Source organism: Streptomyces sp. NPDC048644, from assembly GCF_043199105.1.
Lineage (GTDB): Bacteria > Actinomycetota > Actinomycetes > Streptomycetales > Streptomycetaceae > Streptomyces.
Genome location: NZ_JBICVO010000003.1, coordinates 500,740 through 520,969 on the forward strand (window position 1 = coordinate 500,740; position 20,230 = coordinate 520,969).

Annotated in this window: 20 protein-coding genes; 7 read left to right on the plus strand and 13 right to left on the minus strand. The window is 71.7% G+C overall.

Annotated elements, in window-relative coordinates:
• Positions 1-38: 38 nt before the first annotated feature.
• Positions 39-1,139 carry a calcium:proton antiporter gene (locus ACGFNI_RS09145; RefSeq protein ID WP_393682013.1) on the plus strand — a complete coding sequence of 367 codons (1,101 nt, stop codon included), beginning with the start codon at positions 39-41 and terminating at the stop codon, positions 1,137-1,139.
• Positions 1,140-1,360: 221 nt separating this feature from the next.
• On the opposite strand, the gene ACGFNI_RS09150 is transcribed toward ACGFNI_RS09145, so the two are convergent.
• Positions 1,361-2,098, minus strand: a complete 738-nt coding sequence (locus ACGFNI_RS09150; RefSeq protein ID WP_393682015.1) for an SDR family NAD(P)-dependent oxidoreductase — start codon at positions 2,096-2,098, stop codon at positions 1,361-1,363.
• Between the two features lie 221 nt (positions 2,099-2,319).
• Positions 2,320-3,540 carry a glycosyltransferase gene (locus ACGFNI_RS09155; protein ID WP_393682017.1) on the minus strand — a complete coding sequence of 407 codons (1,221 nt, stop codon included), beginning with the start codon at positions 3,538-3,540 and terminating at the stop codon, positions 2,320-2,322.
• Positions 3,541-3,859: 319 nt separating this feature from the next.
• Here ACGFNI_RS09155 and ACGFNI_RS09160 point away from each other — a divergent pair, with 319 nt between their 5' ends.
• Complete coding sequence (locus tag ACGFNI_RS09160) at positions 3,860-4,306, plus strand: RrF2 family transcriptional regulator (protein ID WP_393682018.1); 447 nt, start codon at positions 3,860-3,862, stop codon at positions 4,304-4,306.
• Positions 4,307-4,439: 133 nt separating this feature from the next.
• The gene (locus ACGFNI_RS09165; RefSeq protein ID WP_393682019.1) at positions 4,440-5,660 is read left to right on the plus strand and encodes a globin domain-containing protein; all 1,221 of its coding nucleotides are present in this window, start codon (positions 4,440-4,442) and stop codon (positions 5,658-5,660) included.
• Here ACGFNI_RS09165 and ACGFNI_RS09170 read toward each other — a convergent pair.
• Complete coding sequence (locus ACGFNI_RS09170) at positions 5,648-6,481, minus strand: class I SAM-dependent methyltransferase (RefSeq protein WP_393682021.1); 834 nt, start codon at positions 6,479-6,481, stop codon at positions 5,648-5,650. The two genes, ACGFNI_RS09165 and ACGFNI_RS09170, sit on opposite strands and share 13 nt — an antisense overlap.
• Positions 6,482-6,800: 319 nt before the next feature.
• Between ACGFNI_RS09170 and ACGFNI_RS09175 the strand changes: the two genes are divergently transcribed.
• The 4 genes from ACGFNI_RS09175 to ACGFNI_RS09190 all read left to right on the plus strand — a co-directional run bounded on the left by ACGFNI_RS09175 (position 6,801) and on the right by ACGFNI_RS09190 (position 11,163).
• On the plus strand, positions 6,801-8,396 hold the full coding sequence (locus ACGFNI_RS09175) for a CocE/NonD family hydrolase (protein ID WP_393682023.1): 1,596 nt from the start codon (positions 6,801-6,803) through the stop codon (positions 8,394-8,396).
• A 169-nt stretch (positions 8,397-8,565) separates the two neighbouring features.
• Positions 8,566-9,303: a TetR/AcrR family transcriptional regulator gene (locus ACGFNI_RS09180; protein ID WP_393682024.1), complete on the plus strand. Its 738-nt coding sequence runs from the start codon at positions 8,566-8,568 to the stop codon at positions 9,301-9,303.
• 25 nt (positions 9,304-9,328) lie between these two features.
• Positions 9,329-10,633, plus strand: a complete 1,305-nt coding sequence (locus tag ACGFNI_RS09185) for a cytochrome P450 (RefSeq protein WP_393682025.1) — start codon at positions 9,329-9,331, stop codon at positions 10,631-10,633.
• A gap of 77 nt (positions 10,634-10,710) precedes the next feature.
• A complete protein-coding gene (locus tag ACGFNI_RS09190; RefSeq protein ID WP_393682027.1) occupies positions 10,711-11,163 on the plus strand; it encodes a hypothetical protein in 453 nt (150 codons plus the stop codon).
• 41 nt (positions 11,164-11,204) lie between these two features.
• On the opposite strand, the gene ACGFNI_RS09195 is transcribed toward ACGFNI_RS09190, so the two are convergent.
• From ACGFNI_RS09195 to ACGFNI_RS09240, 10 genes are all read right to left on the minus strand, one after another.
• Positions 11,205-12,083 carry an amino acid ABC transporter permease gene (locus tag ACGFNI_RS09195; RefSeq protein WP_393682028.1) on the minus strand — a complete coding sequence of 293 codons (879 nt, stop codon included), beginning with the start codon at positions 12,081-12,083 and terminating at the stop codon, positions 11,205-11,207.
• Positions 12,080-12,724, minus strand: a complete 645-nt coding sequence (locus ACGFNI_RS09200) for an amino acid ABC transporter permease (RefSeq protein ID WP_393682030.1) — start codon at positions 12,722-12,724, stop codon at positions 12,080-12,082. The genes ACGFNI_RS09195 and ACGFNI_RS09200 overlap by 4 nt, the downstream gene beginning before the upstream one ends.
• A 19-nt stretch (positions 12,725-12,743) precedes the next feature.
• Entirely contained in the window at positions 12,744-13,673 is a 930-nt protein-coding gene (locus tag ACGFNI_RS09205; RefSeq protein WP_393682031.1) for a glutamate ABC transporter substrate-binding protein, read from the minus strand.
• A gap of 14 nt (positions 13,674-13,687) precedes the next feature.
• Positions 13,688-14,431, minus strand: coding sequence for an amino acid ABC transporter ATP-binding protein (locus tag ACGFNI_RS09210; RefSeq protein WP_393682033.1), 744 nt, complete (start codon positions 14,429-14,431; stop codon positions 13,688-13,690).
• Positions 14,432-14,645: 214 nt separating this feature from the next.
• The gene (locus tag ACGFNI_RS09215; RefSeq protein ID WP_393682034.1) at positions 14,646-15,086 is read right to left on the minus strand and encodes a DUF6278 family protein; all 441 of its coding nucleotides are present in this window, start codon (positions 15,084-15,086) and stop codon (positions 14,646-14,648) included.
• A 358-nt stretch (positions 15,087-15,444) separates the two neighbouring features.
• On the minus strand, positions 15,445-16,224 hold the full coding sequence (locus tag ACGFNI_RS09220) for an exodeoxyribonuclease III (protein WP_393682036.1): 780 nt from the start codon (positions 16,222-16,224) through the stop codon (positions 15,445-15,447).
• 43 nt (positions 16,225-16,267) lie between these two features.
• A complete protein-coding gene (locus tag ACGFNI_RS09225; protein WP_393682038.1) occupies positions 16,268-16,906 on the minus strand; it encodes an MBL fold metallo-hydrolase in 639 nt (212 codons plus the stop codon).
• Positions 16,907-17,130: 224 nt separating this feature from the next.
• Positions 17,131-18,414 (minus strand): 3-oxoadipate enol-lactonase, encoded by a 1,284-nt coding sequence (gene pcaD / locus ACGFNI_RS09230; RefSeq protein WP_393682039.1) that lies wholly within the window; start codon positions 18,412-18,414, stop codon positions 17,131-17,133.
• A 64-nt stretch (positions 18,415-18,478) separates the two neighbouring features.
• Entirely contained in the window at positions 18,479-19,045 is a 567-nt protein-coding gene (locus tag ACGFNI_RS09235; RefSeq protein WP_393682041.1) for a hypothetical protein, read from the minus strand.
• Positions 19,042-20,163: an ROK family glucokinase gene (locus ACGFNI_RS09240; RefSeq protein WP_393682042.1), complete on the minus strand. Its 1,122-nt coding sequence runs from the start codon at positions 20,161-20,163 to the stop codon at positions 19,042-19,044. The genes ACGFNI_RS09235 and ACGFNI_RS09240 overlap by 4 nt, the downstream gene beginning before the upstream one ends.
• Between the last annotated feature and the right edge of the window lie 67 nt (positions 20,164-20,230).

The following is a 20,230-nucleotide window of genomic DNA, read 5'->3' on the forward strand; positions in this document are numbered from 1 at the left end:
GCGGGCAGGCCATCCGGGCTTCTGCCAAGCTCGAAGGCATGATCGCTCAGCTCCGCTCGACCGTGCTGCGCTGGACCGGTGCGCTGCCGGTCCTCTCGGTCGTCCTGCTGGCCCTGACCTGGGGCAGATCGCTGCCGGCCGCACTGGTCGCCGTGGTGTCCTGCTTCCTGGCGGGTGCGGTGCTGGCGGCCGTGCACCACGCGGAGGTGATCGCGCACCGGGTGGGCGAGCCGTTCGGCTCCCTGGTCCTGGCGGTGGCGGTGACGATCATCGAAGTGGCGCTGATCGTCACCTTGATGGCCGACGGCGGCGACAGCAGCAGCGCGCTGGCCAGGGACACCGTCTTCGCCGCCGTGATGATCACCTGCAACGGCATCGTCGGGCTGAGCCTGCTGGTCGGCGCGCTCAAGCGGCGGGTCGCGGTCTTCAACGCCGAGGGCACCGGCGCCGCGCTGGCGACGGTCACCACCCTGGCCGGTCTGAGCCTGGTCCTGCCGCGGTTCACCACCAGCGGTTCGGAAGCGCAGTTCTCGCCCCCTCAGCTGATCTTCGCCGCGCTGGCCGCGCTGGTGCTGTACGGCATGTTCGTGACGACCCAGACCGTCAGGCACCGGGACTACTTCCTGCCGGTGACGGCGTCGGGCCGGGTGATCGACACCGAGGACCACGCCGATCCGCCGTCGTCACGGATCGCGATGATCAGCCTGGTGCTGCTGGCGCTTGCCCTGATCGCGGTGGTCGGTCTCGCCAAGGCGGTGTCGCCGACGATCGAGTCGGGGGTGGCCGCCGCCGGGCTGCCGTCCTCCGTCGTCGGGATCGTGATCGCGCTGCTGGTGCTGCTGCCCGAGACCATCGCGGCGGTCCGCGCGGCCCGCCGCGACCGGGTGCAGACCAGCCTCAACCTCGGCCTCGGCTCGGCGATGGCGAGCATCGGCCTGACCATCCCCGCGGTCGCCGCCGCCTCCGTCTGGCTGGCCGGGCCGCTGGAACTCGGGCTGGGGCCGACCCATATGGTCCTGCTGACGCTGACCGTCGTGGTCGGCACCCTGACGGTGGTCCCGGGCCGCGCCACACCCCTTCAGGGCGGCATCCATCTCGCCCTGCTGGCCGCCTACATCGTCCTCGCGGTCAGCCCTTGAACGCCGCACGCGGGACGGCGCGCGGCGGCCGTACGAACCGGGCCGCACACCGCGGGGCATGCGTGACAGTTGTCACGTAACGCCCTGATTGCCCCCGGGATGGTTTATCGTTCAATTGGAAGCGGATGTCCGCTCCCCCAGAGCCGCCCCGGCCGGATTCCCCCGTCCGGCCGGGGCTTCCCCTTTCCCCGGGCCTGTCGCGTGGATCAGGCCGGGCCCGCTCACCTCAGATGCGAGGCCCCGTTCACATCCAGGACCGTGCCCGACGTCCACACCGCGCCGGGCGAGGCCAGATAGTGCACCGCCGACGCCACCTCGTCCGGCGTCGCGACCCGGCCGAACGGGCTCTGCGCCCGCACCTCGTCCGTCAGCCGGTCGGCGACCCGCTCGGTCGCGACGAATCCCGGCGCCACCGAGGCGACCGCGATGCCGTACGGCGCCAGATGCACCGCGAGCGACTGCCCCATGGAGTGCAGCGCGGCCTTGGACGCCCCGTAGGCGGGGTGGTCGGGTTCGCCGCGGAACGCGCCGCGCGAGCCGACGTTGACGATCCGCCCCTGCACCGCCCGGTCGATCATGTTCCGCGCCGCGCAGTGGCTGACGTGCGCCGCCCCCAGCAGATTCACGTCGACGATCCGCCGCCAGGCGGCCTGCCAGTCGTCGAACGAGGTCTCGGCCAGCGGGTGCGGGCTGTTCGCCGCCGCGTTGTTGACCAGGACGTCGACCCCGCCGAGGCCGTCCACCGCAGCCGCCACCACGGCCGCGGCACCGTCCGGGGAACTCACGTCGCCCTGCACCAGCACATGCCCGGTGCCCGCCAGCGCCGCGAACGCCTCCCGGGCGGCCTCCTGGCGCGAGGCGTAGTGCAGCGCGACCCGGTCGCCCTGCGCGGCGAAGCGCTCCGCGACCGCCCGCCCGATGCCGCGCGATGCCCCGGTCACCAACACCGCACGGCTCACCGGGAGTTCACCCGCCCCGTGGATACCCGCCGGGAACGCCGCGTCGAAGGCTGCATGCCCACATCCTCACCTCGTCTCTTCCCGGCCGCCTGTGGCTCCGGGCGACCGTAAGGGATCGTAAAGGATCATCGTGGGCCCGCCACGGGCGAGGCGGGGCACCGACGGATGACCGCGACGCCCCGGGCGGCCCGGGGCGCACGGTGCCGGCGCGGGCCGCGGCCTCAGCCGATGAGCTTTTGCAGGTCGGCCGATACCTGCCCGACGTCCGGGAGGGCGAGGGCGGCGCGCTGCGCCCGGCGGACCCGGGTGGCGGTCTCGCGGTCCGCCAGGATGTCCCGGCAGGCCGCCGCGAAGGCGTCGGGCCCGGTGTCGGCGTCCGTCACATGCCGCCCCAGGCCGAGTTCCTGCACCCGCTCGGCGTTGTGCGGCTGGTCACCGAAGTTCGGCAGCACCGCCATCGGCGTGCCCGTACGCACCGCCTCCCGGATGCTGTTGTAGCCGCCGTGCGTGACGAACAGGTCGACGCACTCCAGCAGCAGCGGCTGCGCGATCCGGTCGGTGAGGTGGACGTGCGGGGCGGGCTCGATGCCGTCGAGCGGGATGCCCGCGGTCGCCACGATCGCCGTGCAGTCAAGCTGCGAAAGACCGGCGATGGCCGCCCGCAGCATCACCGCGGGATCGGTCACGCCCTCCGGGACCTGCCCGCCCTTGGCCAGCAGGGTCTGGAACATCGGCAGTGCGGTGCCGACGGCGGCGAACACCAGCGGCCGGTCCGCGGGAAGCCCGGCCACCCAGTCCGGGAGGCCCACGGTGCGGTCCACCAGGGTGGTCTGGCGGTAGGCCAGCGTGGTGGCCGGATGGCGGCCGAAGGAGTACTCGGCGGGCAGGTAGTCGAACCGGCCGTAGGGGTACAGCGACAGCGGCTCGTCCCGGACGGGCAGCCCCAGACCCTCCCGCAGCCGGTTCATGCCGGGCAGCAGAACCGCCGGGTCGAGCAGGTTGACCAAGCCGGACGGAATGGGCAGGTGCGGTATGCCGAGCTGCTCGGCGAGCAGGCAGGCGGCCACGTCCATGCCGTCCCGGATGATGACGTCCGGGCGCACCTCGCGGGCGACCCGCGTCAGCACCTCGTGTGACGCGAGCGCCTGAGGGCCGGTCAGCACGCCGAGCAGATTGCGCATGTGCGGTTCCATGCCCTCGGTCGCGGCCACCTCATCGGCGGTGGGCTCGGCTTCGGGGGCGGGCGCGACGGGGGCACCGGACGAAGGGACCATCGAGGGCAGGCAGATGTTCACCGTGACGTCGTCGGCGCCGAATACCGGGGCAACTTCGGCCGTCGCGGCCACCGTGACCTGATGTCCGGCCGCGGCCAGTGCGCGGGCCAGCGGGAGCATGGCCCGGCCGTGGGACGGCGAGCCGGTCGAGGTGCACAGGACACGCATGGGTTCCTCATTCTCTGAGCGATGGCCGTCCCGGCCGGGGGCCGCCATGGCCGGAAACCCCCCACTGTCGCCGGGCACGGGCGCCGCACGGCGTCCAGGCGCCGGCGAGCGGCGTCGCCGCAGTCCCCCTCCGCCGACCCGCACCGTGTCGGACCGGTGACCTGATCACGGTAAGGAGGGCCAGGTCAGTGCGTCAACGCACGATGACAGCGCCCGGCGATATCGAGCCAAGGGGCGACGGCGCACGGCATCGTGCAGCCGGGCAGCGGACCACCGGCATAAATTGGCATTCCACATGCCACTTCTATAGAGTGAAGCCGTGCGACTGACCAAGAGCACCGACATCGCGCTGCGCATCGCCATGCGCCTGGCCGTACTCGGTGACACCGCGGACGCGCCGACCACCCGCGAGGTGGCCGGCGCGGTCCAGGTGCCCTACACGCACGCCGCCAAGGTGGTCAGCAAGCTCCAGCACCTCGGCGCCGTCGAGGCGCGGCGCGGGCGGGGCGGCGGGCTGACCTTGACCGACGCCGGTCGCACGGGCTCGCTCGGCCGGCTCGTCCGGCAACTCGAAGGCGTCGGCGACGTGGTGGGCTGCGAGGACGACCCGCCGTGTCCGCTGCGCGGCGACTGCCGCCTGCGCGGTGCCCTGCACGTGGCACAGGAGGCGTTCTTCGCCGCACTCGACCCGCTGTCGGTCGACGACCTGGTGGCACCCCCCACCGGCCCCCTCCTGCTCGGCCTGACCTCCCGCCCGCCGGACTGACCCCGGCACCCACCACCCCTCAGCTCTCACCTCCCCTCCCCCGTCCCGCCCCGCACACCCTTAAATACGCATCTCGCATGCACATTTTGCGTGCCGCGATCCGGGTGTCCCCATCAGAAGTCCGGAGTCACCGTTGCTGTCACCGAAATCGGCCGAGACCGTCCGCGCCACCCTCCCCGTAGTCGCCGCCGCCATCGGCGACATCACCCCGCTTTTCTACGACCGGCTGTTCGCGGACCGTCCCGCCCTGCTGCGCGACCTGTTCAACCGCGCCAACCAGGCCAACGGCAGCCAGCGGCAGGCACTCGCCGGCTCCGTCGCCGCCTTCGCGGGACACCTCCTGGAACACCCGGACGAGCTGCCCGACGCGCTGCTCACCCGGATCGCGCACAAACACGCCTCCCTGGGGATACGCGAGGACCAGTACCCCCTGGTGCACACCCACCTGTTCGCCACCTTCGCCGACGTGCTCGGCGAAGCGCTGACCGAGGAGGTCACCGCGGCCTGGGACGAGGTGTACTGGCTGATGGCCCACGGGCTGATCGCGGCGGAACGGCAGTTGTACGCGGCGGCCGGTGCGCCGGACGGCCGGACCTGGCGCACGTACCGGGTGGCCGGCCGCGTCCGCGAGACCGACGACGTCGTCACCTTTCTGCTGCGCCCGCTCGACGGCACCGAGCCGCCCGCGGCCCGGCCGGGCCAGTACGTGTCCGTGCAGGTCGAACTCCCGGACGGGGCGCGCCAGATACGCCAGTACAGCCTCACCGGGCAGCCGGACGGTGCGCTCCGCTTCGCCGTGAAACGGATACCGGGCGGCCCGGACGGCGACCCGGCGGGCGAGGTCTCCGGCTTTCTGCACGACCACGTCCACGAAGGGGACCAGCTGCGGGCGAGCGCCCCGTTCGGCGCCGTGGTGCTCGACGACAGCGAACGGCCGCTGCTGTTCGCGACCGCGGGCATCGGCTGCACACCGGCCATCGGCATGCTCACCCACCTGGCCGCCACCAACTCACGCCGCCGGATCATCGCCGCACACGCCGACCGCACCCCCGACAGCCACCCCTACCGCGCCGAACTCCAGCACCTCATCGGCAGGTTGGCGCACGCGGAGGCGGCGGTCTGGTACGAGCGGCCGGACGACGGGACCACCGCCACCGACCACACGCAGGCCGGCGGCCCGGTCGTGCACCCCGGCCTGATGGACCTCACCCGCCTGCGGATCCCGTCCGGCACCGTCGCCCACCTCTGCGGCCCGGTACCGTTCATGCGCTCCGTCCGCTCCCAACTACTGGCGTCCGGCGTACGCGCGGGCGACATCCACCACGAGGTCTTCGGCCCCGATCAGGGACTGTGACGGCGAGCCGGCACCCGCCCCGAGGCCAGCAGCGCCCGGTGCGGCAGCACCAGCACACCCGACGCGTCGGCGAACTCCGCCGCCAGCAGCTCGAACCGGCGCCTGATGCGGTCGGCCACCACGGGCCCGCGGCTGTTCACCGTCCGGCCGATGGTGGCCACCCCCGCGGCGGGCCCGCGCCACCACTCGTCCGGCGTCGCACGGTGATTCCAGGACAGCGTCCGGCAGCCGGGCGCCACCAGCCCCGCCGCGCCCAGCAGGCCGGTCAGCCCGTCCTCGGTCCGCGGGAAGTCCTCGTCGGGCGCGAGGGCGGGCAGCCACCCGGGACGACTGACACCGGCGGCCCGGACGGCGCGGCCCAACAGCGCCTGGCCCGCCGCGGCGGGGGACGCCCACACGGCCAGCGCGATCCACCCGCCCGGACGGGTCACCCGGCACAGCTCGGCCAGCGCACGGCGCGGCCTGCCGACGTGGTTGAGCACGAAGTTGCCGACGACCGCGTCGAACTCGCCGTCGGGATACGGGAGATGAGGAAGTACACCGATTCGGACGTCCGCGGCGGGGACGGCACCGGCCGCCAGCCTGACCATGTCAGGTTCGGCGTCCACGGCGCTCACCCGCGCACCGCACGCCGCCGCTGCCGCCGCGGCCACTCCGGTCCCGGTGCCCGCATCGAGCACCCGCACACCCGCGCCGACCCCGGCCGCCACCAGCAACGCGGGCACCGGGTGAGCGCAGAGCCGCCCGAAGCCCGCCGCGTACGCCTCGCCCCGACCGGCCCAGGCCAGGCGCTCACTCGCGTCGAACGGCGTCTGTGACACCCGTCCCCTCCTCGCCCCGCCCCGCCCCACTCCCCCAACTCCCCACACCTCCGGGAAGGTTCCGCACGTACAGATCCGTCCAGATCCGTCACCCCTCGCCTCACACGGACGGGACAGCCGCACACCCGCGACGTTACCCACCCGTAACCTACCAACGGGTTACTTGCGGTAAGCATCGGACCTTACTCTCCAGTCACCTCGAACCGCCGGCCGCCCCTCCTGTCAGCGGACGCCTCCGGCACGCGCCGGGGCGTCCTGGAGGCTCCCCCGAGCCCTCCGGACAGCGACCGCCGGTTCGCATCACGATCTGGAGCAGAAGATGACGCCCTCCCGCACCACGCTGCGCGCCGCGATCGGCACCGTCTCCGCCGCGGTACTCGCCACCGCCGTCCTCGCCGGTGCGCCGGCCGCCACCGGCGCCGAGACCCGCACCGGCCTTACCGCGGCGGCCACTTCGTCCGCCGTGAAGTTCGTCGACATCACCGGCGACGGCGGCGTCACGCTCAAGGCCAACGTCTTCACCCCGGTCGGCGCCGACGGCCTCCGGCGCTTCCCGCTCATCGTGCTGCCCACCAGCTGGGCGATGCCGCAGATCGAGTACGTGGCGCAGGCGAAGAAGCTGGCCGACGCCGGGTACGTCGTCGTCGGATACAACGTGCGCGGCTTCTGGCAGTCCGGCGGGAAGATCGAGACGGCGGGGCCGCAGGACATCGCCGACGCCTCCAAGGTCATCGACTGGGCGCTCGCCCACACACCGGCCGACCCGCAGAAGGTCGGCATGGGCGGGGTCTCCTACGGCGCGGGAATCAGCCTGCTGGCCTCCGCGCAGGACCGGCGGATCAAGGCCGTCACCGCCCTCAGCGGCTGGGCCGACCTGATCGGTTCGATCTACAGCGGCCGGACCCAGCACCTCCAGGCCGGGGCGATGCTCGGCGCGGCCGGCGCCCTCACCGGCCGTCCCAGCGCCGAACTCCAGGGCGTACTCCAGGACTTCCTCGGCTCGAATCTGGCCAAGGAGAAGGACATGATCGCCTGGGGCAGGAAGCGCTCGCCCGCCACCTACCTCGACAGGATCAACGCGAACGGCGCGGCCATCATGCTCGGCAACGCCTGGGGCGACTCGCTCTTCCCGCCCAACCAGTACGCCGACTTCTTCGAGAAGCTCAGGGGCCCCAAGCGGCTGGAGTTCCGTCCTGGCGACCACGCGACGGCCGAGGCCACCGGCCTGTTCGGGCTGCCCAACGACACCTGGACCAGCGCCGAGCGGTGGTTCGACCACTACCTCAAGGGCGCCGGCAACGGCGTCGACCGCGAGTCGCCGGTCCAGCTCAAGTCCCGTTCCACCGGCGCCTACGAGGGCTACAAGAGCTGGCGGGACGTACCGTCCGCGCACCGGAGGATCGCCCTCGGCGGCACCCACAAGACCGCCACCAACCTCGACTCCGGCGCCGACGGCGGGCTGATCTTCCTCTCCAGCATGCTGGACCAGTTCCTCAAGGCGCCGCCGATGGCCTCGATCCCGCTGCTGCCGCGCTCCCTGGCCGCCGTCTGGCAGTCCGACCGGTACCCGACCCAGCAGCGCGTCCGCGGCACCGCGCGCCTGCACACCACGCTGACCAGCACGGCGGAGAGCGGCACCGCCATCGCCTACCTCTACGACGTCGGCCCACTCGGCGTCGGCAAGCTCGTCACGCACGCGCCGATCACCTTCCACGACAAGACCCCGAACCGGCCGTTCGGCGTGGATCTGGATCTCTTCTCGACGGCCTACGACGTTCCGGCCGGACACCGGCTGGCCGTGGTCGTGGACACCGTCGACCCGCTCTACATCGAGCACAACCCGCGCGGCGCCACACTGACCTTCTCCTCCCCGGACGCCGACCCGTCCTACCTGTCGGTGCCGGTGCGCGACTAGGGCCTGTCGTAGGGCCTGTTGTGCGGACCGGGCCCTGGTCGGCACGGCCGGAACTTCTTCCCCGTCCGCGCCCGTTGTCCGGATACCGCCTACTGAACTCGCCCTCCACGCCCTAACGTTGACCCCGTGACCAGATTCGATATCTGGTCACGGAGGCTAGGGGGAGGCCGTGGAACGGGACGGGCGCGGCGAGCGGATTCTGCGGGCGGCCGGTGAGCTGCTGGTGGCCTGGGGGTACCGGCGGGTGACGATCGAGGAGATCGCCCGTCGCGCGGGAGTCGGCAAGGGCACCGTCTACCTGCACTGGAAGACCAAGGACGCACTGCTGCTCGCCGTCGTGCTCGACAGCAAACAGGACGCCATGGAGCGGCAGTTGGCGCGGATGCGCGCCGATCCGCTGGAGGTGCTGCCGAGCGCGGTGGCGAGCAGCTACTACCTCGACGCCCTGGACGACCCGGTGCTGCGCGCCGTCCACACCGACGACTCCGGCATCCTCGGGCGCCTGGACGAGATCGCCGCCGTGGAGCTGGCGGAACTGGTGGCACACGGCGACCAGGCGCTGTGCCGACACCTCGGCGCGCTGCGCGCCTGCGGACTGGTCCGCGACGACATGTCCGTCACGGACCAGCGCTACACCCTCATGGCGGTGCTCACCGGCTTCTTCACGACCGAGGCACTGCTCGACGGCCGCGCCCCGGCCACCACCGAGCCCCGGGCCCGTCTGCTCGCCCGTACCGTGCAGGCCGCGCTGGAGACCCCGGCCGGCCCCGCCACCGCGCCCGATGGGCGGCCTGCCGCCGACCGCGTACGCGAAGCGGCGGCCCTGGCCGCGCCCGGGATCATCACCCTTTACGAGCACATCGCCCAGCTCAGCGCGGAGGAAATGCGCCGCCAGCTGCGTCCTTGACTCCCGATCCGGAGGAGAACCGACGATGTCCGCACCCACCGACCAGACCCCGGCAACACCTTCCGCCATGCTGACCACCCACGTCGGCAAGCACCCGGGCGAGCCGAACGTGATGGATCCCGCGCTGATCACCGACCCGTTCCGCGGCTACGGCGCGCTGCGCGAGCAGGGCCCGGTGGTCCGGGGCCGGTTCGTCGACGACTCGCCGATGTGGTTCGTCACCCGCTTCGACGAGGTCCGCGAGGTGCTGCGGGACGCCCGCTTCGCCAACAACCGGGCGCACTCGGGAGGCGGCACGGGCGAGGACCCGCTGGCCCGGATGCTGGAGATGTTCGGCGTCCCCAAGGAGCTGGACGTCTACTTCCTCGGCTCCATCCTCAACCAGGACGCCCCCGACCACGCCCGCCTGCGCCGCCTGGTGTCCCGCGCCTTCACCGCACGGAAGATCACCGACCTGCGCCCGCGCGTGACGGAGATCGCCGACGCGCTGCTCGACCGGCTCCCCGAGTACGCCGAAGACGGCGTCGTCGACCTCATCGAGCACTTCGCCTACCCGCTGCCGATCACGGTGATCTGCGAACTGGTCGGCATACCGGAGGAGGACCGTCCGCAGTGGCGCGTCTGGGGCGCCGACCTCGTCTCGCTGGAGCCCGGACGGCTGGCCAGGTCGATGCCCCCGATGATCGAGCACATCCACGGGCTGATCGGCCGCCGCCGTGCCGCGCTCACCGACGACCTGCTCAGCGACCTGATCCGGGCGCAGGACGACGACGGCGGCAGGCTCAGCGACGTCGAGATGGTCACGATGGTCCTCACGCTGGTCCTGGCCGGGCACGAAACCACCGCCCACCTGATCGGCAACGGCACCGCGGCGCTGCTCACCCACCCCGACCAGCTCCGCCTGCTGCGGGACGACCCGGCACTGGCGCCGCGCGCCGTCCACGAGCTGATGCGGTGGTGCGGCCCGGTGCAGGCGACGCAACTGCGGTACGCCACCGAGGACGTCGAGCTGGCCGGCACCCGCATCGCCCGCGGCGACGCCGTCCAACTCATCCTGGTGGCGGCCAACTTCGACCCGCGGCACTACGACGACCCCGAGCGCCTCGACCTCACCCGGCACCCCGCCGGGCACGCCGAGAACCACGTCGGCTTCGGTCATGGCATGCACTACTGTCTGGGCGCCACCCTCGCCCGTCAGGAAGGCGAGGTCGCCTTCGACCGGCTGTTCACCCGCTACCCCGACGTCCGGCTGGCCGTCGCCCCCGAGGAGCTCAAGCGCGACCCGCTGCCCGGCAGCTGGCGGCTGTCGTCGCTGCCGCTGCACCTGTAGCGGCCCCGCCGGGCGCGACGCACCCCGTCGCGTCGCGCCCGGCGCGGCTTCGCCGCCCGTCCGGCAGTATCGGGCGCATGGGACACCCGCAGCTGCCGACCACCGAGTCCGCCGTCCTCGCGATCCGGGAGATCGCCGACGCGTACCGGCTGGAGATGAAGGTCACCGACGACATCGGCGCCGACCAGACCTCCCGGCGCACCGCGGCCGGGGCATTCACGGTGCTCGACCCGGACGGTTCGCTGCCGCACGAGGCGTACGTCGAGCTGGGCGGCAGCCCCGCCGTCAGCGTGCAGCTTTTCCCCGAGGACGACGCGAAGATCACCGTTGACGAGGTGGAGTTCCCGGACGTTCCCCGCGCGTCGGTCCCCGCGTTCCTGCGGTCCGTGTACGGCGGGACGGCCTGGGTGAAGGCGCGGTTCTTCCCGCCGGGCCAGTGGCTGATCGTGCCGCTGCCGGGCGACGAGACGTACAAGGAGCTGATCCTGCGCGGGGCGCTCACGCCGTGGCTCGCGCGCAGCATCCGCTGACCGGGCGGCGCCGGGCGGCCGGACGGCGCCGGGGCCGGGTTTCAGGCGTGCGGCGGCTTCGGGTGGCCTGGCCCGGCGCCGGGAAGCAGCGTGCCGGGCTCCGCGGCGCCGATCTCCGCGGTCTCCACCTTCGGATTGCGCCGCTGCCGCCGGGAGACCCAGTTGGCGAACCAGGACAGCAGCATGCACATCCCGATGTAGATCGGCGAAATGATCATGACGACGGGGATGAACGGCAGGTCGTAGTCGAGGTTGGACGCGATCAGCTTCCCGGCGTGCAGGAACTCCTCGTAGGTGATCAGGAAGCCCAGCGAGGTGTCCTTCAGGGCGACGACCAGCTGGCTGATGATCGTGGGCAGCATCGCGCGGACCGCCTGCGGCACCAGGACGTGCGTCATCACCTGCGTCTTGCCCAGACCCAGCGCGTACGCGGCTTCGCCCTGCCCGCGCTCGACGGAGTTCACACCGGTGCGGAAGACCTCGGCGAGCACCGAGCCGTTGTACAGCGTCAGCCCGGTGACCAGGGCGGGCAGCGGCTCGACCTTCAGCGCCACATACACGAAGAAGATCATGACCAGGACGGGCATCGCGCGGAAGAACTCGACCAGCAGGGTGCCGGCCCAGCGCAGCACCCGGTGCTCGGAGAGCCGCGCGCAGGCGAGCACCCCGCCGAGCGCCAACGAGAGGACCGCCGCGTAGCCGAACGCCTTGAGGGTGTTGCCCAGGCCGGTGAGCAGCAGTTCCTGAATTCCCTTGTAGGTGAAGGGAGTCCACTTCTGCGCGGTGAACTGGCCGGTGTCGAAGAGCAGATAGATGATCCACCCGATCAGGGCCAGGAGGATCAGGGTCGCGCCGGTGCCGTAGAGCAGGTGCCGCCGCTGGGTCCTCGGCCCGGGGACGTCGTAGAGTGCGGTGGTCATCGGGCGACTCCCCAGCGCTTCTCCAGCACGTTGAACAGCGCGCTGATGGACAGGGTCACGATCAGATAGCCGACGGCGATCCAGATGAAGGTCCAGATGATGCTGTAGCCCAGCTCGTTGAGGGTCTTGTAGGTGCCGAGCAGTTCGACGACGCTGAAGGACCCGGCGATGGCGGAGTTCTTGGCGAGGGCGATCAGCGTGGAGCCGATCGGCGGGATGACCGAGCGGAACGCCTGCGGCAGCACCACGTCGCCGAGGGTCTGCGGGAAGGTCATGCCCAGGCTGCGGGCCGCCTCGCCCTGTCCGACGGGCACGGTGTTGATGCCGGAGCGCACCGCCTCGCAGATGAACGCCGAGGTGTAGCAGCCGAGCGCGAGCACCGCGAACAGCTTGAACGGCAGCACGAGCCCGAACCGCGGCAGCCCCAGCAGCACCGCGAAGAACAGCAGCGTCAGCGGGGTGTTGCGCAGCACGGTGACCCAGACCGTGCCGAACACCCGGAGCGAGCCGACCGGCGCGACGCGGAACGCCGCCATGAGGAAGCCGAGTACGAGCGCCAGCAGCGAGGCGTAGACGGTGAGTTCGACGGTGCCGAGCAGGCCCTCGCCGTAGAGGGAGAGGTTGTCGAGGAGAACGTTCATCGGTCGGTTCCTTCTCTCCTCAGCCCGCCGGGTAGCGGTCGATCGGCGGCGGCTTCGGCGCGGGCGCCCCGGACAGGCCGAGGGTCGCCTCGTACGCCTTCTTCCAGTTGCCGTTCTTCTCCTGGGCGGCCAGGGCGTCGTCGAGCGCGAGGCGCAGCGCGGTGTCCCGGCGCGGTACGCCGATGCCGTACGGCTCCTGCGAGAAGGGCTTGCCGACGACCTTCAGTTCGTCGGGGACCTTCGCCGCGTAGCCGAGCAGGATCGCGTCGTCGGTGGTGACCGCGTCGACCTGATAGGTGAGCAGGTTGTCCACGCACACGGAGTAGGTGTCATACGCGATCAGGTCGGCCTCGGGGTAGTCGGCCTGGATGCGCTGGTACGGCGTCGAACCGGCCGCGGAGCAGACGCGTTTGCCCGCGAGGTCCTGCGGCCCGTTGATGTCCTTCTCGTCGGTGCGCACCAGCAGGCCCTGCCCTGCCATGTAGTACGGACCGGCGAAGCCGACCTGCTTCTTGCGCTTCGCGTTGATGGTGTACGTGCCGACGTACAGGTCGATCTGGCCGTTCTGGAGCGCCGTCTCGCGGTTGGCCGACGCGATCGTCCTGAAGTCGACGGTGTCGGGGGCGAAGCCGAGCGAGGCGGACATCATCTTCGCGATCTCGATGTCGAAGCCGGTGTACCGGCCGGACGAGGGGTCGCGCTCGCCGAGGTAGGGCTGGTCCTCCTTGACCCCGATGACGAGGTGTCCGCGGCGCTTCGCCTTCGTCCAGGTGGGAGAGGCGGGCAGGCGGAAGCCGGAGGCGACGGTGTAGTGGGGCAGCTGGTCGGCGCTTGGGCCCTTGGCCGGCGGGCTGCCTTCCCGGCCGCAGCCGGTGACGGCCAGCGCGAGGACGGCCAGGAGGAGGGCCGCGAGGGGGCGGCGCAGGCGCCAGGAGTGCAGATGCGTCATCTCAGCGCCCCTGTTCAGTGCTTGAGGATCTTGGACAGGAAGTCCTTGGCGCGTTCGCTCCTCGGCGACGTGAAGAAGTCCTCCGGGGTGCGGTCCTCGACGATCCGGCCGTCGGCCATGAAGACGACGCGGTTGGCGGCGGACCGCGCGAAGCCCATCTCGTGGGTGACGACGACCATGGTCATCCCGTCGGCGGCGAGCTGCTGCATCACTTCCAGCACCTCGTTGATCATCTCCGGGTCCAGGGCCGAGGTCGGCTCGTCGAAGAGCAGCGCGAGGGGTTCCATGGCCAGCGCGCGGGCGATGGCGACGCGCTGTTGCTGTCCGCCGGAGAGCTGGGCCGGGTACTTCTCGGCCTGCGAGGCGAGCCCAACCCGCTCCAGGAGTTCGCGGGCGCGGGCGGCGGCCTGCTCCTTGCTCTTCTTGCGGACCTTGACCGGCGCCAGCATGACGTTGGCCAGTACGGTCTTGTGCGCGAACAGGTTGAAGGACTGGAAGACCATGCCGACTTCGGCCCGCAGTTGGGCGAGGGCGCGGCCCTCTTCGGGCAGTGGTTTCCCGTCGAGGGTGATGGTGCCGGACTCGATCGTCTCCAGGCGGTTGATGGCCCGGCACAGGGTGGACTTCCCGGACCCGGAGGGGCCGATGACCACCACCACCTCGCCGCGGCCGACGGTGAGATCGATGTCCTGGAGGACATGAAGTTTCCCGTAGTGCTTGTTGACCCCGCGCAGTTCAATCAGCGCATCACCGGCCATATGCAGACCTGCCCACTCTCATCCGTACAGCGGAGATTGTGCAACTTACCCGGACAAATCCGGCACTTCTCCGCTGACACGCACGACGGTCCTGACGAGAGTGGAGAAAGCAGGCGGCCACCGGCCACCGCCCCGGCGGCGCCGCGCGACCCGCCCGCACTCAGAGCCGTACCCGAACTCCGGTCACGCCCGGCCGGGGTTCAGGCGCAGGCGCTCAGCTCTCCGCGACCTCCGCGTACACCTGGGACAGCTCCGGCGCCCCGACATCGGCCCATTCATGGCCGGCCGACACCACATCGATCTCCCGGCCCGACTCCAGCCGCACCACCGGCTGTCCGTCCGGCCACACCTGCCACACCGCACCGCGCACCGTACGCACCAGGACCGTACCGAGGTACAGGCCCGCGTCGTTGCCGAGCCAGGGCAGCACCTCCGGGTCGTCCCGCCACACCGGCTGCAACTGGTCCAGCGCCTCCAACGACCGTACGGAATCGTCGAGTTCCACACCGGCGACCGCCGCCTGGGCCCGCAACAGCTCGCACTCGGACAGCAGCTCGGCGACGCTGTCGGGGTCGTCGCGCACCGCGTCCGCGAGCGGCACGGGACGGTCCGCGTCCGGGCGCTTGCGCCACTTGTCCAGGAAAGACAGGTTCATGGTGTGCAGGGTCGCATCCACGCCCGGGGCAGAGCCACAGGCGCGCGGCGCAACGGGCCCTCGTTCGACGGGTTGACGCCTGCCGTTCGAGCCCTTGGACCGGCTCTGCCGGAGCCGCCCGGATCCCTCGCCCTTCGCGGGAACTCCGGGATCACCGTGCCTCACCCGCCCGTTGACGCCTGGCCGTTGGCGCCCGCCCACTGGCGCTTGCCGGAGGGGACGTCCCGTCGCCGCCGGACGACCAACGGCCGTCCGTACGTGCCCAGTACGGACGCCGCGGCGACACCCGCCCCTGGGCGCCGCCGCTCACGCCACGGCCACCACACGCGGCGCTCCCCCGTGCCGCCCGGCGGTCGCTCTAGATCTCCAGGTCGACGACGACCGGCGCGTGGTCGGACGCGCCCTTGCCCTTGCGCTCCTCACGGTCCACGTAGGAGTCCGAAACGGCCTTGGTGAACGGGGCGTTGCCGTATACCAGGTCGATGCGCATGCCGCGGTTCTTGGGGAATCCCAGGGCGCGGTAGTCCCAGAACGTGAACGGGCGGTCGTACTTGAGGGCGCGGGGCAGTACGTCGCTCAGGCCCGTGCCGCGCAGGTCGGCCAGCGCCTCGCGCTCGGCCGGCGTGACGTGCGTCTGGCCCACGAACGCGGCCGGATCCCAGAGGTCCTCGTCCGCCGGCGCGACGTTGAAGTCGCCGAGTACCGCGAACGGGCGGTCGCCCGCCGCGTCCTCGGCGACCGCGCCGCGCAGCGCCTGCAACCAGTTCAGCTTGTACGCGTAGTGCGCGTGCTCGACCTCGCGGCCGTTGGGGACGTACACCGACCAGACGCGGACCGGGCCGCAGGTCGCCGCGACGGCACGGGGCTCCTCCGCGCCGTCGTACTCCGGACCGCCCGGCAGGCCGAGCACGACGTCCTCCAGGCCGGCCTTCGAGATCAGGGCCACGCCGTTCCAGCGGCCGTTGGCGTTGACCGCGGACTCGTAGCCGAGCTCCCGGAGCTGGTCGGCGGGGAACTGCTCCAGGGCGCACTTGGTCTCCTGGATGCACAGCACGTCCGTGCCGGTGCTCTCCAGCCAGGCCAGCAGCCTCGGGAGGCGGGCGGTGATCGAGTTGACGTTCCAGGTCGCGATGCGCATGTCCGTAAACCTACAGCGAGGGACTGACAGTCGGCGGTGGCGGTCAGCCCACGTCGGTGCTGTGGCCGGCGGCGAGGCGGCTGTGATCGGTGCCGGTGAGGTTGTCGATCATGCCGTCGTAGACCGGCCGCGCGTGGTCCTGGAGCAGGCTGTCGTGGATGTCGATGGCCTGCCGCGGTGCGACCTCCCTGACGTAGTCGATGACCTCCGACACCTTGTTCCAGGGCGCGTGGACCGGCAGCAGCAGCGTGTCGACCGTACGGCCCTCCGGGACGGTGAGCGCGTCGCCGGGGTGGAAGACCGTGCCGTCGACGAGGAAGCCGACGTTGGTGATGCGCGGGATGTCGGGGTGGATGACGGCGTGCAGCTGGCCGTGGACCTCGACGTCGAAACCGGCGGCGGAGAACGTGTCGCCCTCGCCGACGGTGTGCACCCGGCCGGGGAACGCCGCGGACAGCTGGTCGGCGACGCTGGCGAGGGTCCAGATCTCGGCGGCCGGATTGGCCTCCATGCCCGCGCGCAGCCGGTCCTCGTTGAAGTGGTCCATGTGCTCGTGGGTCACGAGGATGGCGTCGGCGCCGACGGCCGCGTCCTGCTCGGTGAACAGCCCCGGGTCGATGACGAGCACCTGCCCGTCCTTCGCCAGCCGGACACAGGCGTGGGTCTTCTTCGTGAGTTCCATACCTGCCATCCTGCCGCGCGGCAGCGGGCGGGGGAATGTTGGGGTGCGGGGGGCGGGGGCGGAAACCGCGTCACTACACCCGCCCACCCCCCGAAGGGGGGTGGGCGGAGGGGAAAAAACCACAGGGGCAAGGCGCAAGGCGCAAGAGGCAAGCAGCAAGCAGCAAGCGGCAAGGCGCAAACCGCAGGAAGAGCCCCGCCCCGCCCCTCCGGCCCCCCACCCCCTCACCCCTCCGGCGTCGTCTCCTCGCGGATGACGCGCTGGGCGACGGCGAACGCGGCGTTCGCGGCCGGGACGCCGCAGTAGACCGCGGTGTGCAGCAGGATTTCCTTGATCTCGGACGGGGTGAGGCCGTTGCGCAGCGCGGCCCTGGTGTGCAGGGCCAGGTCGTCCCGGTGGCCGCCGGCGACGAGTGCGGAGAGCGTGACGATGCTGCGGGTGCGCCGGTCGAGCCCGGGACGGGTCCAGGTCTCGCCCCAGGAGTAGCGCGTGATGAAGTCCTGGAACTCGCTGGAGAAGTCGTCGGTGTTCGCCTCGACCTCGTCGACGTGTGCGTCGCCGAGTACCTCGCGCCGGACCTTGATGCCCCGCTCGTACGCGCTGCCGCGCACCAGCTCCGGCTGCGCGAGGCCGGACTCGATGGCGGCCGGTGCCGCCTGCGGGGGCGGCGGGGGCGCGAGTACCGGCTTGGGAGCGGCGGCCGATATCGCCGCCTGGCCGCCCGGACCCGGCTTGTCGTGCCAGCTGGTGGTGAAGTGCCGGATGAGGAGCTCGGTGACGGCCGCCGGCTGCTCCACGGGCGCGAGGTGTGAGGTGCCGGGTACCAGGGCGAGGCCGGCGTCCGGGATCCCGGCGACCAGGGTACGGGCGTCGGTGGTCGGGGTGACCTGGTCCTCGGAGCCGACGATGACGAGGGTCGGCGCGCCGACTCTGTTCAGGGACGATCTGACGTCGTACGCGGCCAGGGCCTCACAGGCGGCGATGTAGCAGCCGGGGTCGGTGGTCCGCACCATCTGGACGGCCCATTCGACGATGGCCGGCTGCGCGCCGGCGAAGCCGGGGGTGAACCAGCGCTCGGGCGCGGTGCGGGCGATCGGGTCGAGCCCGTTCGTCCGGATGACCACGCCGCGCTGGCGCCAGGAATCCGCGGTGCCGTAGCGCGGCGATGAGGAGACCAGCGCGAGCGACGTGACCCGCTGCGGGCGGGTCAGTGCCAGCTGCGTGCCGATGGCTCCGCCGATGGAGCAGCCCGCGTAGCCGAACCGGTCCACGCCCAGCGCGTCGAGGGTGGCGACCACGCGGTCGGCCAGCTCGGCGATGGAGGACGCGGGGTGGGCGGGCGAGCCGCCGTGACCGGGCAGGTCGAAGCGGATGACGCGCCAGTGGCGGGTCAGCTCCGGGATCTGCCGATCCCACATGTGCCAGGTGGTCCCGAGCGAGGCGCCCAGTACGAGTACGGGGGCGTCGTCGGGGCCGTCTATCCGGTGCTGCAAGGTCTTCTCGCTCACCCGGCCACGCTACCGACTCCGTGACGCGGTCCTGACACCCGGGTCAGGAAGAAGCCGCCGTGGCTCAGAACGTAATGGTCGAGACGGTGTGCACGACCGGGTGGCCAGGTTCGTCGAAGCTGACGGTGATGCGCTGGGAGGGGTGCGGCTTCTTCCCGTGCTGCCGCAGGCCGGCGAATTTGCCGTCGCCCGTGAAGTCCCAGCCGACCTGGGCTGCCTGCTGGGGCGTGATGGTGATCGCGCCCTTCTTCAGGTCGTCCGCGTCGGCGCCGATGTCGTCCAGGTAGCGGTTCAGGCCCACTTCGTTGGTCCTGAACTGCACGAACAGGGAGCTGGTCTGCCAGGAGTTGGTCTCGTAGTAGTAGACCGGGGTGGAGCCGAGCGGCACCGGGACGTCGTAGATCCGCTGCTGGACCTGGGAGGGGAAGGAGTTGATCAGGCCGGTGGCCGCCGCTTCGGCTTCCTTGACCACGCCGCTGTCGCGGCTCTGTTTGGCGGAGATGACGATGTAGCCCGCCGGGATCGCGATCAGCAGGAAGATCACCAGCGCGCTGAGCCAGGGCCTGCGGCGTTTGACGCGCGGTGCGTCGGCCGGCTGCGGTGCGTCGTGCAGGACGTCGGTTTCGGTCATCGGCGGCCGGACCGTTCGTAGCGTTCGTAGCGCTCCACGCGGCGGCGGTTGGCGCGGCGGAAGCGGCGGGCGACCAGGCGGGCGAGGTCGGCGGCCCCGACCATGCCGGCCTCGGGGCCCAGCTGGGCCTTGGCGATCCTGGCTTCGGGGCGGTAGCCGCGGCCGGTCAGGGTGCGCCGGAAGGCGTCCCTGGCGGGGCCGATCAGCAGGTCGTCGGCCGCGCTGACGCCGCCGCCGATGACGAAGCAGGAGGGGTCGAGGGCGGCGGCGAGGTTGGCGATGCCGACGCCGAGCCACTGCCCGATGTCCTGGAGGAGTTCGACGCACATGGCGTCGCCCTCCCTGGCCAGCTCGGTGATCAGCGGTCCTGTGATGTCGGGGACGTTGCCCTTGACCCGCTCGATGATGTTGTACGCCACCGGGGAGTCGGCGGCGGCCAGCTCGCGTGCCTCGCGCACCAGGGCGTTGCCCGAGCTGTACTGCTCCCAGCAGCCGCGGTTGCCGCACGGGCAGCGGTGGCCGCCGGGCACGACCTGCATGTGGCCGAATTCGCCGGCCACGCCGTACTTGCCGCGCTTGACCGCGCCGTCCTCCAGGATGGCGCCGCCGATGCCGGTGCCGAGCGTGATCATGACGAGGTGGTCCTCGCCGCGTCCCGCGCCGAACCGCCATTCCGCCCAGGCGGCGGTGTTGGCGTCGTTGTCGACCATGACGGGGACGGCCAGGCGGCCCGCGAGACGGTCGCGCAGGGGTTCGTTGCGCCAGTTCAGGTGCGGGGCGAAGAGGACCTTGGAGCGGTCCGCGTCGACCCAGCCGGCCGCGCCGATGCCGACGGCGTGCACGTCGTGCCGGTCGGAGAGGTCGAGGACCAGCTCGGTGATGGTGTCCTCGACGACCTTGGGGCTCTTGGACTTGTCCGGCGTCTCGGTGCGGACCTGTTCCAGGATGGTGCCGTCGGCGTCGACGACACCCGCCATCACCTTGGTGCCGCCGATGTCGATGCCGACGGTCGGCACGCGGGGCGCGGTCAGGTGCGACCGCCGCTCGCGGGTGCCGACGGTACGCAGCACCGTCGCTCTGGCCGACCCCCGGTGGACCCGTTCCCGGTACGTGCTCATCGACCCACCTCTTCGCCGTTGCGGCTGCGGCGTTGGCCCGGTCGGCTGCGTGCTCGCAAGAGTCGTC

Bases quoted from the DNA above. Each gene is read 5' to 3' on its own strand.
- ACGFNI_RS09145 (WP_393682013.1), top strand. From the start codon at position 39: ATGATCGCTCAGCTCCGCTCGACCGTGCTGCGCTGGACCGGTGCGCTG.
- ACGFNI_RS09155 (WP_393682017.1), bottom strand. From the start codon at position 3,540: ATGCGTGTCCTGTGCACCTCGACCGGCTCGCCGTCCCACGGCCGGGCC.
- ACGFNI_RS09175 (WP_393682023.1), top strand. From the start codon at position 6,801: ATGACGCCCTCCCGCACCACGCTGCGCGCCGCGATCGGCACCGTCTCC.
- ACGFNI_RS09185 (WP_393682025.1), top strand. From the start codon at position 9,329: ATGTCCGCACCCACCGACCAGACCCCGGCAACACCTTCCGCCATGCTG.
- ACGFNI_RS09190 (WP_393682027.1), top strand. From the start codon at position 10,711: ATGGGACACCCGCAGCTGCCGACCACCGAGTCCGCCGTCCTCGCGATC.
- ACGFNI_RS09195 (WP_393682028.1), bottom strand. From the start codon at position 12,083: ATGACCACCGCACTCTACGACGTCCCCGGGCCGAGGACCCAGCGGCGG.
- ACGFNI_RS09200 (WP_393682030.1), bottom strand. From the start codon at position 12,724: ATGAACGTTCTCCTCGACAACCTCTCCCTCTACGGCGAGGGCCTGCTC.
- ACGFNI_RS09205 (WP_393682031.1), bottom strand. From the start codon at position 13,673: ATGACGCATCTGCACTCCTGGCGCCTGCGCCGCCCCCTCGCGGCCCTC.
- ACGFNI_RS09210 (WP_393682033.1), bottom strand. From the start codon at position 14,431: ATGGCCGGTGATGCGCTGATTGAACTGCGCGGGGTCAACAAGCACTAC.
- ACGFNI_RS09215 (WP_393682034.1), bottom strand. From the start codon at position 15,086: ATGAACCTGTCTTTCCTGGACAAGTGGCGCAAGCGCCCGGACGCGGAC.
- ACGFNI_RS09220 (WP_393682036.1), bottom strand. From the start codon at position 16,224: ATGCGCATCGCGACCTGGAACGTCAACTCGATCACCGCCCGCCTCCCG.
- ACGFNI_RS09225 (WP_393682038.1), bottom strand. From the start codon at position 16,906: ATGGAACTCACGAAGAAGACCCACGCCTGTGTCCGGCTGGCGAAGGAC.
- ACGFNI_RS09235 (WP_393682041.1), bottom strand. From the start codon at position 19,045: ATGACCGAAACCGACGTCCTGCACGACGCACCGCAGCCGGCCGACGCA.
- ACGFNI_RS09240 (WP_393682042.1), bottom strand. From the start codon at position 20,163: ATGAGCACGTACCGGGAACGGGTCCACCGGGGGTCGGCCAGAGCGACG.